This window comes from Thermomonas mangrovi, from assembly GCF_028201335.1.
GTDB classification, from domain to species: domain Bacteria; phylum Pseudomonadota; class Gammaproteobacteria; order Xanthomonadales; family Xanthomonadaceae; genus Thermomonas; species Thermomonas mangrovi.
Map to the genome: position 1 here is coordinate 111884 of NZ_JAPEVV010000001.1, position 12896 is coordinate 124779.

General features: G+C 69.4%; 6 protein-coding genes. 4 read left to right on the forward strand and 2 right to left on the reverse strand.

Annotated features, from left to right (window positions below; genetic code table 11):
* Position 1 precedes the first annotated feature (1 nt).
* Together ON759_RS00590 and ON759_RS00595 are read right to left on the reverse strand one after the other, a co-directional pair.
* Positions 2-1747: an alpha-amylase family glycosyl hydrolase gene (locus ON759_RS00590; protein WP_271678416.1), complete on the reverse strand. Its 1746-nt coding sequence runs from the start codon at positions 1745-1747 to the stop codon at positions 2-4.
* A gap of 10 nt (positions 1748-1757) precedes the next feature.
* Positions 1758-3248 carry an MFS transporter gene (locus ON759_RS00595; protein WP_271678417.1) on the reverse strand — a complete coding sequence of 497 codons (1491 nt, stop codon included), beginning with the start codon at positions 3246-3248 and terminating at the stop codon, positions 1758-1760.
* Between the two features lie 200 nt (positions 3249-3448).
* Between ON759_RS00595 and ON759_RS00600 the strand changes: the two genes are divergently transcribed.
* The 4 genes from ON759_RS00600 to ON759_RS00615 all read left to right on the forward strand — a co-directional run bounded on the left by ON759_RS00600 (position 3449) and on the right by ON759_RS00615 (position 12896).
* Positions 3449-5059, forward strand: a complete 1611-nt coding sequence (locus ON759_RS00600; RefSeq protein ID WP_271678418.1) for an alpha-glucosidase family protein — start codon at positions 3449-3451, stop codon at positions 5057-5059.
* Complete coding sequence (locus ON759_RS00605; protein WP_271678419.1) at positions 5056-7806, forward strand: alpha-1,6-glucosidase domain-containing protein; 2751 nt, start codon at positions 5056-5058, stop codon at positions 7804-7806. The genes ON759_RS00600 and ON759_RS00605 overlap by 4 nt, the downstream gene beginning before the upstream one ends.
* Positions 7803-9836, forward strand: a complete 2034-nt coding sequence (locus ON759_RS00610) for a glycoside hydrolase family 97 protein (protein ID WP_271678420.1) — start codon at positions 7803-7805, stop codon at positions 9834-9836. The genes ON759_RS00605 and ON759_RS00610 overlap by 4 nt, the downstream gene beginning before the upstream one ends.
* A 279-nt stretch (positions 9837-10115) precedes the next feature.
* Positions 10116-12896 carry a TonB-dependent receptor gene (locus tag ON759_RS00615; RefSeq protein WP_271678421.1) on the forward strand — a complete coding sequence of 927 codons (2781 nt, stop codon included), beginning with the start codon at positions 10116-10118 and terminating at the stop codon, positions 12894-12896.

Genomic DNA, 12896 nt, shown 5'->3' on the forward strand with positions numbered 1-12896 from the left:
CTCAGCGCGGGCGCCTGGCGTCCTGCATCGCGGCATCCAGCGCGGCCACCAGGTCGGGCCGCGACGGCGCGGCATCCAGCAGGTAGACCTGCACGCCATGCGCGGGCACCTCGGCCGCCAGGCTGCCACCCGCCGCCACCTCGACCGTGCCGCCATCCAGCGCGGACCGCCACGTGCCTGCCTGCAGCAGCTTGCCGACCTTGAACGCGGCCGGCGCCTCGCCCTTGTTGAGCAGGACCAGCGCGATCTGGTGTTGGCCGGCATGCTGGAACACCCGGTAGAACGCGGCGCGCTCGCCCTGCAGTTCGATGTCGAGCTGCACGCCACGCTGCAGCGCCGGCGAGGCCTCGCGCACCTTGGCGATCCTGGCCAGCGCGGCGCGGATCGGACTCTGCCGCGCGGCGGCGATGCCCTCGGTGCCGAAGTAGTTGCGGTTGCCGGCGTGCTCCGCGCGGCCGCGCATGAAGCCCATCTCCGAGCCGTAGTAGACCACCGGGATGCCGCGCGCGGTGAACAGCCAGTTGTGCGCGTCGATGAAGCCGGCATCGCTGGCGTCGAGCCGGGGCATGTCGTGGTTGTCGTAGAACGTGGTGAGGTCGTAGGGATTCGCGTAAGGGCCGCCGGTGAGCTGCAGCGCCGGCGCCAGCCGCTCGAAGCCGGCCTGCTTGTGGCCGAACACCTCTTCCATCGCCTGCTTCATCGGGAAGTCGAGCACCGAGGTCTCGCCCTTGCCGGGCAGCGTGTGCACCGCGATCTTGGCGGCGTCGTAGTCGAAGGCCTCGCCGAACATGTAGAAGCCCGGGTGCCTGGCGCGGATGCGCTGGGTGAACGACTGCCAGAACGAGGTCGGCATCCACGCGATGGTGTCGATGCGGAAGGCGTCGGCGCCTTGCTCGATCCAGTGTTCGTAGGCGCCCGCGAGGTAGTCGAGCACCGCGGGATTGGCCGCATCGAAGTCGCCCAGTTGGGCCAGGTTGCCGTCGTAGATCGAGCCCTTGGCGCCATCCACCGGACCGGTGGTGTTGTAGAAGCGGTGCAGCGGATTCTGCGCCGGGTTCAGCTTGTCGGGCGGCAGGTTCTGGTGGTCGGCGAGCAGCGTGCCGTCCTTGCCGTAGACCTTGCCGAACTTGGGCTGGTCGAAGGCCATGGTCCAGGCCGGCGAGCCGTGGTTGCCCACGATGTCGAGCACCAGCTTCATGTCCTTCGCGTGCAAGGCATCGGCGAGGCCCTTGAAGTCCAGGCCCGGGCTGGGCAGGTGCTCGTCCACGCGGTAGAAGTCGACGCCCCAGTAGCCGTGGTAGCCGGCCTTGCCGCGGTCGCTGAGGATCATGCCGCAACCCGGTTGGCTGCCGCCGGTGAAATGCTCGTCGGGGTTGTCGACGACCGGCGTGATCCACACCGCGGAGAAGCCCATCTCGCGGATGTAGTCGAGGTGGTCGACGAGCCCCTTGAAGTCGCCGCCGAGGTAGCCGATGTTGCCGGCCACGCCGTCGCAGGGCGGCAGCGGGATGTCGAAGGTGCGGTACTTGCCGCCCTGGTCGCGGTGGTCGTTGCCGGTGTCGCCGTTGACGAAGCGGTCGGTGACCACGAAGTACACCGCGTTGCGCGCGAACGGCTCCAGCGTGCCGTAGTAATCGGGCGCCTTGGCGGAGGGTTGCGATGCGGTGGGCGCGGCCGGGGGCTGCGGCGCGGAGCAGGCGGCCAGCAGGCCGATGGCGAGGGCGGACAGGGTCGGGCGAAGGCGCATCGGCGGGTCCTCAGGCGGTACGGTCGTGGGGTGCGCGCACCAGCAGCACGCACAGGCCGGCGACGATCATGCTGACGCCGCCGATCGCGAGGGCGTTGATCGCATGGCCACCGAGCAGGGTGTTCAGCAGGAAACCCAGCAGGCTGGCGGCGACCAGCTGCGGGATGACGATGAAGAAATTGAAGATGCCCATGTACACGCCCATCTTCGCGGCGGGCACGCTGTCGGACAGCAGCGCATAGGGCAGCGACAGGATCGACGCCCAGGCGAAGCCGACGCCGGCCATCGACAGCAACAGCCAGTGCGGGTCGCGGATCCACAGCATCGACAGCAGCCCGAGCCCGCCGAGCACCGAATTCACGAGGTGGCTGGCGCGCAGGCCGATCCGCCGGACCATCCACGGGATGGCGATCGCGGCCAGCGCGGCGAACCCGTTGTAGGCCGCGAACAGCACGCCGACCCAGTTGGCGCCTTCGTTGTAGGCGGCGGAGGTGGCGTCGGTGCTGCCGAAATGCACCTCGGTGACCGCGGCGGTGGTGTAGATCCACATCGCGAACAGCGCGAACCAGGAGAAGAATTGCACCACCGCGAGCCGCGCCATCGTGCCGGGCATGTCGCGGATGTCGTCGATGATGCGGGTGAACGCGTTGTCCGCGGCCAGCCAGGTGCGCAGCAGGAAGGCCAGGCCGAAACCCGCCGACAACCCGGCGAGGATGTACAGCGCCTTGTCGAGGCCGCGGCTGGCGACCACCCAGGCAAGGGCGGCGCCTGCCAGCAGGGCCGCGATGCCCAGCGTGCGGATGGTGGCGTCGTTGCCGCGCCGTGCCGCCAGCGGCGGCGCCTCGTCGAAGGCGTGCAAGGCCTCCGGCGGGTACTCGCGGGTGCGCAGCACGGTCCAGCCGATCGCGCCCAGCAACACCGCGCCGCCGGCGTAGAAGGCGTAGCGCACGGTGTCCGGGACCTGCCCCTCGGGCGCGGTGTTCGCCACGCCCATCCGCTCCAGCAGGAACGGCAGCATGCTCGCGACCACCGAGCCGACGCCGATGAAGAAGCTCTGCATCGCGAAGCCCTTGGGTCGCTGGGCCGGCGGCAGCTGGTCGCCGACGAAGGCGCGGAACGGCTCCATCGCCACGTTGATCGAGGCGTCGAGGATCCACAGCATGCCGGCCGCGATCCACAGCGCGGGCACGTTGGGGAAGGCGAACAGGGCCAGCGAGGCCAGCACCGCGCCGGCCACGAAGTAGGGACGGCGGCGGCCCAGCCCGGTCCAGGTGCGGTCGGAGAGGTAGCCGATGACCGGCTGCACCAGCAGGCCGGTGAGCGGCGCCGCGACCCACAGCACCGGGATCGCGTCCATGCTGGCGCCCAGCGTCTGGAAGATGCGGCTGACGTTGGCGTTCTGCAGCGCGAACCCGAACTGGATGCCGAGGAAGCCGAAGCACATGTTCCAGATCTGCCAGAACGAAAGCTGCGGCTTGTTGCCCGTCGCGTGCGATGCCATCGGTCGTCCAGTGCGGTGCCAGGGTGCCGCAGTGTGCAGTGGCGATCCCTGCGCGTCGTGATGCAGCGCCGCATATCCGGGGGGGTTGCGGCCCCCTTCGTGCATGTAAACGTATTCAAGCCGGGCATGACCCACGACGCGCGCGCAGCCGCGCCGGCAGGCGGCATAGTCCGCGCCTGTCGCAGGCACGCGGGGCGGGGATGACGGAACGACACTGGTGGCGTGGCGCGGTGATCTACCAGGTCTACCCGCGCAGCTTCCTCGACACCGACGGCGACGGCGTGGGCGACCTGCCGGGGATCCTCGCGCGCCTCGACTACATCGCCGCGCTCGGCGTCGATGCGATCTGGATCTCGCCGTTCTTCAAGTCGCCGATGGCCGACTTCGGCTACGACATCGCCGATTACCGCGACGTCGATCCGTTGTTCGGCACCCTCGACGACTTCGACCGCCTGCTGGAGAAGGCGCACGCGCTCGGCCTGAAGGTGATGATCGACCAGGTGCTGAGCCACTGCTCGGACCAGCACGCGTGGTTCCGCGAGAGCCGCGAGAGCCGCGACAACCCCAAGGCCGACTGGTTCGTGTGGGCCGATGCCAGGCCGGACGGCAGCCCGCCGAACAACTGGCTGTCGCTGTTCGGCGGCGTGGCCTGGCAGTGGGAGCCGCGGCGCGGCCAGTACTACCTGCACAACTTCCTGCCGTCGCAGCCCGACCTCAACTTCCACCACCCGGACGTGCGCGCGGCGCAGCTGGCGAACGTGCGCTTCTGGCTGGACCGCGGCGTCGACGGCCTGCGCCTGGACGCGATCAACTTCTGCTTCCACGACGCGCGATTGCGCGACAACCCGGCCAAGCCGGCGGAACTGCGCACCGGCCGCGGCTTCAGCCCGGACAACCCGTACGCGTTCCAATACCACTGGCACAACAACACCCAGCCCGAGAACCTCGGTTTCCTCGAGGACCTGCGCGCGTTGCTCGACCGTTACCCGGAGATCGGCGCGCTCGGCGAGATTTCCTCGGAGGATTCGCTGGCGACCACCGCCGAGTACTGCACGCCCAACCGCCTGCACATGGGCTACAGCTTCGAGCTGCTCACCGAGGACAGCAGCCCCGCCTACATCCGCGCCACGGTGGAAGCGCTGGAAGCGAAGATGACCGAAGGCTGGCCGTGCTGGGCGATCTCCAACCACGACGTGCAGCGCGCGGTCACCCGCTGGGGCGGCGTTGCCGACGACGACGCGCTGGCGCGGCAGCTGGTCGCCCTGGTGTGCTCGCTGCGCGGCTCGGTCTGCCTGTACCAGGGCGAGGAGCTTGGCCTGCCCGAGGCGGAGGTGCCGTTCGAGGCGCTGCAGGATCCCTACGGCAAGGCGTTCTGGCCGAACTTCAAGGGCCGCGACGGTTGCCGCACGCCGATGCCGTGGACCGATGCGCCGGACGCCGGCTTCAGCAGCGGTGCGCCCTGGTTGCCGGTGCCGCAGGCGCACCGCACGCGCAACGCCGAGGCGCAGGCGCGCGACCCCGGTTCCGTGCTCAACGCCGCGCGTGCCTTCCTCGCCTGGCGCAAGAAGCAGCCCGCGCTGGTGGAAGGCGCGATCCGCTTCGTCGACGCGCCGCCGCAGGTGCTCGCATTCGTGCGCGAACACGCCGGCCAGCGCTTGCTGGTCGCGTTCAACCTGTCCGCGGCGGCGGTGGAGTGGAGCTTGCCGATGCCGGCGACGGTGCTGCCGATGCCGGGGGTGGACGCCGCGCAAGTCGATGGCGACTGCCTGCGCTTCCCGGCGCGCGGCGGCGCCTGCGCGATGCTCGGATGAAATCGATGCAATGCCGCGCACGCATGGCCTGCGCGGCGTTGCTGCTGTCATGCTCCGCCAGCGCTTCGGCAGTCGAAGCCGCCTGCGACGGCCCCGATGCGGTGGTCCTGCACCCGGCGGCGCAGGCCACGGCGGACGCGCGTGCTTACTGGCTGGATGCCGGCAGCTTGCGCTGGCCCGGCAAGCCGGTAGACGGCCGCTACCGGTTGCTGGCCTCGGCGGACGCGGCCTTGCGCACCTCGCCGGGGACGGTGGCCTCGGGCATCGACGAGGCGCTGGCGCTCGCGCCCGCGGGCGCGCTGGCGGCGGACATCGAGGCCCGCTTCCGGTTCACCGGCCCCGGCGTCGAACTGCAAGTGCCAGCGCAGGATCGCGGCGCACTCCCGCACCTGCTGCAAGGACAATTGCTGCTGGTGCAGGAGGACGCAGGCGGGCGCGTGGTGGACGCGACCCACGTGCAGCACCCGGGTGCGCTGGACGTGCTGTACGCCGCGGCCGACACCGATCGCGGCCCGCTAGGCGCGACGCCGGGCGACGGCAGCACCTGGTTCCGGGTGTGGGCGCCCACCGCGTCGGCCGCCTCTGCCTGCCTGTACCGCGATGGCACCGCGCCGGCCAGCGAGCAGGTCGTGCTGGCGCGCGATGCGCGCACCGGCACCTGGCTCAATGCGCTCCCGCGCGACCTGCGCGGCGGTTACTACGCCTGGCTGGTCGAGGTGTACGTGCCCGGCGTCGGCATCGTGCGCAACCGCGTGAGCGATCCGTACGCGACCAGCCTGTCCACCGATTCCACGCGCAGCTACATCGCCGACCTCGACGACCCCGCGCTCAAGCCGCCGGGCTGGGATGCGGCGCCGCGCCCGGATGCCGCGGCTTCCAACACGGACATGGCGATCTACGAGCTGCACGTGCGCGATTTCTCGGTCGGCGACGCCAGCGTGCCGGCGGTGCATCGCGGCAAGTACCTCGCGTTCACCGACCTCGGCTCGAACGGCATGCGCCACCTGCGCGCGCTGGCCGAGGCCGGCATCACCGACCTGCACCTGCTGCCGGTGTTCGACATCGCGACCATCCCCGAGTCGGGTTGCGTCGCGCCGGCGATCCCGGACGCCGCGCCCGACAGCGATGCGCAGCAGGCCGCGGCGATGGCGGTGGCAGCGCGCGACTGCTTCAACTGGGGTTACGACCCGTTCCACTACACGGCGCCCGATGGCAGCTACGCCAGCGACGCCGCCGATGGCGCGGTGCGCATCCGCGAGTTCCGCGCGATGGTGCAGGCGCTGCACGCGATCGGCCTGCGGGTGGGCATGGACGTGGTCTACAACCACACCAGCGCCGCGGGCCAGGCCGCCCATTCGGTGCTGGACCGGATCGTGCCGGGGTATTACCAGCGCCTGGACGCGCAGGGTCGCGTAGCGACGTCGACCTGCTGCGCCAACACCGCGACCGAGCACCGGATGATGGCGCGGCTGATGCGCGACTCGGTGGCGACGTGGTCGCGCGCCTACCGCATCGACTCGTTCCGCTTCGACCTGATGGGCCACCAGCCGCGCGCGGCGATGCTGGCGGTGCAACGCGCGGCGGACGCGGCGGCCGGGCGCCGGGTCCCGTTGATCGGCGAGGGCTGGAACTTCGGCGAGATCGCCGATGGCGCGCGCTTCCCGCAGGCCGCGCAGGGGATGTTGAACGGGACCGGCATCGCGACCTTCAGCGACCGTGCACGCGATGCGCTGCGCGGCGGCGGCTGCTGCGACAGCGGCCCCGACCTCATCGCGCGGCAGGGGCTGCTGAACGGGCTGGCATCCGCGCCGAATGCGCGCAGCCGTGGCCAGCCCCGCGGCGCCGAGCTGCGGCATGCCGCCGACCTTGCGCGCGCGGGCCTCGCAGGCACGCTCCGCGACTACACGATGGCGTTCGCCGACGGCCGCGTCGGCCCGTTGTCCGCGCTCGACTACAAGGGCATGGAGGCCGGCTACGCCAGCCAGCCCGGCGAGGTGGTGAACTACGTCGAGAACCACGACAACCCGACGCTGTGGGACATCAACGCCCTCAAGCTGCCGCAGTCCACGAGCGCGGCGGAACGCGCGCGGGTGCAATTGCTCGGCGCCGCCTTCGTCGCCCTGAGCCAGGGCGTAGCGTACTTCCATGCCGGCACCGACGTGCTGCGCAGCAAGTCGCTGGACCGCAACAGCTTCGATTCCGGCGACTGGTTCAACCGCCTCGACTGGACCTACACCGACAACCGCTTCGGTGCCGGCCTGCCGCCGGCGCAGGACAACGGCAAGGACTGGAACCTGTTGCGTCCCGTGCTGCGCAACCCGGATGCCAGGCCGTCGCCGGCCGACATCGCGTGGATGCGCGATGCCTTCCGCGACCTCCTGCGCATCCGCGCCAGCACGCCGCTGTTCCGCCTGCGCAGCGCGCAGGACGTGCGCGCGCGGCTGGCATTCCGCAACACCGGCCCGGGCCAGGATCCCGCGGTGATCGCGGGCCATCTCGATGGGCGCGGCGTGGACGCGGGTTTCGACGAGGTGCTGTACCTGCTCAACGTGGCGCCCGATGCGCGCGTGCTGGCGTTGCCGGAAGAGGCCGGCAAGCGCTACGTGCTGCATCCGGTGCAGGCGGCCCCCGCGGCCGTCGATGCGCGGCCGCGGCAGGCGCGTTACGAGGCCGCGACAGGCCGCTTCGAGGTGCCCGGTCGCAGCGTGGTGGTGTTCGTGGTCAAGACAGGCGAGGGGACGCGATGAAGCGGATGCAATGGATGGTGTTGCTGGCCTTGGCGATGCCGGTGGTGGCGCAGGCGGGAGAGGTGGCGCAGGCGCGTTCGCCGGACGGGCGCATCGTGGTCGAGCTCGACCTCAATGGCGAGGGACGCCTGGCCTACCGGGTGTCCCGCGACGGCAAGCCGGTGGTCGCGGATTCGCGGCTGGGCTTCATCTTCCGCAACGGCCGCCAGTTGCTGCGCAACCTGGCCCTGGACGGACAGGCCACGCGCAGTGCCGACACGACGTGGGAACAGCCGTGGGGCGAGCGTCGCTTCGTGCGCGACCGCTACAACGAACTGCGCGCGAGCTTCGTCGAGAAGGACCACGACCGCCGCCGCTTCGACGTGGTGTTCCGGGTGTTCGACGATGGCGTCGGCTTCCGCTACGACGTGCCCGCGCAGCCCACGCTGCGCACCGCGGAGATCGTGCAGGAACTCACCGAGTTCGCAGTGGCGCGGCCGGCCACCGCGTGGTGGATCCCGGCACTGGAGTGGAACCGCGAGGAATACCTCTACCACCGCACGCCGCTGGCCGAGGTCGGCGTCGCGCAGACCCCGATCACCCTGCGCACCGACGATGGCCTGCACCTCAGCATCCACGAAGCCGCGCTGGTCGATTACGCCGGCATGAACCTGATGCGTGGTGACAGCGGGGCGCTGCGCGCGATGCTCACGCCCGGCAGCCCGGCGCCGGTGGTGCGCACCACCCCGTTCGCGACGCCGTGGCGCACGATCGTCATTGCCGACAAGGCGGGCGGCCTGGTCGAATCCGACCTGATCCTCAACCTCAACGAACCGAACGCGTTGGGCGACGTGTCCTGGTTCAAGCCGGCCAAGTACGTCGGCGTGTGGTGGTCGCTGCACCTCGACCAGGAGACCTGGGCCACCGGCCCGCGGCATGGCGCGACCACCGCGAATACCAAGCGGTATATCGACTTCGCCGCGGCGAACGGCTTCCGGGGGGTGCTGGTGGAAGGCTGGAACCCGGGCTGGGATGGCGACTGGTTCGCCAACGGCTGGGGCTTCGAGTTCCGCAAGCCGACGCCGGACTACGACCTCGCGGGCCTGTCGGCGTATGCCGGGTCGAAGGGCGTGCACCTGATCGGCCACCACGAGACCGGCTGCGCGGTCAGCCATTACGAGCGGCAGATGGACCAGGCCTTCGCGCTGTCGGCGCGGCTCGGGATCGACGCGATCAAGACCGGCTACGTCTGCGATGCCGGGCAGATCGAACGCCAGGACGTCGCCGGCGGGCCGGTGCTGCGCGAGTGGCACGAGGGCCAGTGGATGAGCAACCACCACCTGCGCGTGGTCAAGGACGCGGCGCGGCACCATGTCGCGATCAATGCGCACGAGCCGATCAAGGACACCGGCCTGCGCCGCACCTATCCCAACTGGATCTCCCGCGAAGGGGCGCGCGGCATGGAGTTCAACGCCTGGGGCCAGCCGCCGAACCCGCCGGAGCACGAGGTCACCCTGGTGTTCACCCGTCTGCTGGCCGGGCCGATGGACTACACGCCGGGCGTGCTCAGCCTGACCGGCAAGGGCGGGCAGGAGATCGGCAGCACGCTGGCGCGCCAGCTCGCGCTGTACGTCGGCATCTACAGCCCGATCCAGATGGCGGCCGACCTGCCCGAACACTACGCGGCGCATCCGGATGCCTTCCAGTTCATCAAGGATGTCGCCGTCGACTGGGACGAGAGCCGCGTGCTGGCGGGCGAGGTCGGCGAATACGTCGCCATCGCGCGCAAGGCCCGCGGGGCGGGTGAATGGTTCCTCGGCGCGATGAACGACCGCCACCCGCGCACGCTGTCGCTGGCGCTGGACTTCCTGGCTCCCGGCCAGCGCTACCGTGCCGAGGTCTACCGCGACGGCGAGGGCGCGGACTGGCGCGGCGACGCGCGCTTCCGCTTCGTGCGCGAGCAGAAGACCGTGGCCCGCGGCGACGTGCTGTCGCTGTGGCTGGCCGGCGGCGGCGGCGCGGCGGTGCGCTTCGTGCCGCTCGGGGGCTGAGTACGGCTTGCGCTGTTGCGTGCTGCACTGCCGCAACACGCCTTGAATGGCCGGCTTGGTAGGCGCGATTGACGGGACGCGGCCAGACAAAACCCCGTCCGGGGCGTGCAGGAAGCGGTTTTCCCGGAGTGAATGCGATGAATACGTATGCAGCTTCGTGCGTTGCGAAATCGCCCGACTACCATCCAGTCCGCCCACGCTGCCGATCGAGTGCGGCGCGGAGACACCGGAACGAGTGGCGATGACCATTCGTCCATACAACGACTCCTGGAGGGGAAGATGGTGCAGTTGAAGCGAAACCTGCTGAGCGTCGCGCTGGCGTCGGCGACGATGATGATGGCGGCCCATGCGCATGCGCAGTCCGCGACGGACACGGCGCAGACCGAGGAAAGCGCGGCGAAGAAGAAGGCGGAAGACGCCAAGACCCTCGACAAGGTCACGGTCACCGGCATCCGCGGCGGCATCGAGCGTGCGATCGACATCAAGAAGGACGCCACCTCGATCGTGGAAGCCATTTCCGCCGAGGACATCGGCAAGCTGCCCGACGTGAGCATCGCCGAGTCGCTGGCCCGACTGCCCGGCATCGCGGCGCAACGGGTCGCCGGTCGTGCCCAGGTGATCAGCGTCCGTGGCCTGTCGCCCGACTTCGCGACCACGCTGCTCAACGGCCGCGAACTCGTCAGCACCGGCGACAACCGCAGCGTCGAGTTCGACCAGTACCCGTCCGAACTGATGGCCGGCGTCACCCTGTACAAGACCCCGGATGCGGCACTGGTCGGTCAGGGCCTGTCCGGCACCATCGACATGCGCACCGTGCGTCCGCTCGACTACGATGCGCCGGTGATCGCCGTGAGCGGTCGCTGGCAGCGCAATTCGCTGGGTTCCGCCGCCAACGCGGATGCGGACGGCAATCGCTTCAACGTCAGCTACATCGGCCAGTCGGCGGATCGCAAGGTCGGCTTTTCGATCGGCTACTCCCATTCCGACACCCCGATCCAGGAAGAGCAGGTCGGCCTGTACGAGCCCTGGTTCGAGACGGGTGCAGGCTGGCGCCCCGGCATTGCCGCCGGTACCTGGTTCTCGGATGGCATCAAGGCGCTGCGCCGGACGGGCTCCACTAAGCGAGATGGCGTGATGGCCACCCTCGAATTCCGGCCTTCCGAGTCCTGGATCAGCACCCTGGATGCGTTCCACTCCGAAGCGACCCAGGAAGACACCGCCAACCAGTTCGAATCGCACCTGTACTACAACGGCGATTATCCCTGCAGCCCGGCCTGCAGCTGGACCGACGTCACCACCACCGGCAACGACAGCCTCAGCACCGGCAAGGTGATCAACGTGTACCCGCTGGTGCGCGGCATGTACAACAAGCGCAACGACGACATCAGCGCGTTCGGCTGGCGCAACGAGTTCTTCCTCGAGTCGGTCAAGCTGACCGCGGATGCCAGCTGGTCGAAGGCCAAGCGCGACGAGATCAACCTGGAGAACAACACCCAGCTGGTGCCCGCCAAGCAGCTCGACACGCTGACCATCGACTACGGCAACAGCCCGTTCCCGCAGCTGACGCCAGGCCGCGATTACTCAGATGCGACCAAGCTCTATCTGCGCAACACCATCTACGGCTCTGGCTACGGCAAGGTGCCGAAGGTCGAGGACGAACTCAAGAGCTTCCGCCTGGATGCGGCCTTCGCGGCGCCTTCGGCGCTGTCCGATGTCTTCTCCGGCATCGACGTCGGCTTCAACTACGCCGATCGCCAGAAGGACAAGGAGCAGCCGGAAGGGAACATCAACGTCGGCAGCCAGGGCGATACCACCATCGCCTCGGATCTGCAGTACGGCCTGGTCGACCTGGGCTTCGCCGGGCTCGGCTACATCCCGTCGTGGAACGTGCCCGGCGCGGTGGACCGCTACATGACCTTCAACCCGACCGACGATACCGCGGCCTACCTGATCCCGAAGGCCTGGTCGGTGTCGGAGCAGATCACCACCACCTACCTGCGGGCGAACATCGACACCACGTGGGGTTCGGTCCCGGTGCGCGGCAACATCGGCCTGCAGGTGCAGCACACCGACCAGTCCTCGGCCTCGCGCGTGTGGGACAGCTCGCAGCCCGCCGGCAGCGAGATCCGCCCGTACGAGAACGGCAAGCGCTACACCGACGTGCTGCCCAGCCTCAATCTGGCGTTCTCGGTCGCCGACGACCAGACCGTGCGCGTGGCGCTGGCCCGCCAGGTCGCCCGCGCCCGTGTCGACCAGATGCGCGCCTCGGTCGAGTTCGGCGTGGACTTCGGTACCGGCAAGCCCGGCGCCAGCGGCGGCAATCCGCTGCTGGATCCGTGGCGCGCGAATGCGTTCGATATCTCGTGGGAGAAGTACTTCGGGTCCAAGGCCTACGTGGCAGCCGCGTACTTCTACAAGGACCTGCGTTCCTACATCTACACCCAGACCCGCGACGGCTACGACTTTACCGACCTGCTGGTGGGTTACGTGCCGCCGGCAGGCGCCGCACCCGTGCAGACGACGGGGACCATGACCGCGCCGTTCAATGGCGGTGGCGGCACCCTGCAGGGCCTGGAGCTGTCGGCATCGTTGCCGTTGGACATGCTGTGGAAGCCGCTCGAGGGCTTCGGCTTGATCGCCAGCGCCACGTTCAATGACAGCAACATCCAGATCCGCGATCCCGAGAGCGCCAGCAGCGTGGGTAGCGGTGACATCACCCTTCCGGGCCTGTCCGACCGCGTCTACAACTTCACCGCTTACTACGAGCGCAACGGCTTCGAGTTCCGCATCAACAACCGTCGCCGCTCCGACTTCATCGGTGAAATCGGCAACTTCGCGGGCAATCGCACGCTGCGCTATGTGGTCGGCGAGAACATCACCGACGCGCAAGTCAGCTACACCTTCGGCGAAGGCAGCAGCCTGAAGGGCCTCAGCCTCCTCCTGCAGGCCAGCAACCTGACCGACGAGTCCTACCGGACCTATGCGGAAGTGAAGGATCGTCCGCTGGAAACCATCAAGTGGGGTCGTACCCTGCTGCTGGGCGCGAGCTACAAGTTCTGA

Excerpts from the sequence above, each read along its gene's own strand:
- ON759_RS00600 (WP_271678418.1), top strand. The coding sequence starts at position 3,449 with ATGACGGAACGACACTGGTGGCGTGGCGCGGTGATCTACCAGGTCTAC.
- ON759_RS00615 (WP_271678421.1), top strand. The coding sequence starts at position 10,116 with ATGGTGCAGTTGAAGCGAAACCTGCTGAGCGTCGCGCTGGCGTCGGCG.
- ON759_RS00605 (WP_271678419.1), top strand. The coding sequence starts at position 5,056 with ATGAAATCGATGCAATGCCGCGCACGCATGGCCTGCGCGGCGTTGCTG.
- ON759_RS00590 (WP_271678416.1), bottom strand. The coding sequence starts at position 1,747 with ATGCGCCTTCGCCCGACCCTGTCCGCCCTCGCCATCGGCCTGCTGGCC.
- ON759_RS00595 (WP_271678417.1), bottom strand. The coding sequence starts at position 3,248 with ATGGCATCGCACGCGACGGGCAACAAGCCGCAGCTTTCGTTCTGGCAG.
- ON759_RS00610 (WP_271678420.1), top strand. The coding sequence starts at position 7,803 with ATGAAGCGGATGCAATGGATGGTGTTGCTGGCCTTGGCGATGCCGGTG.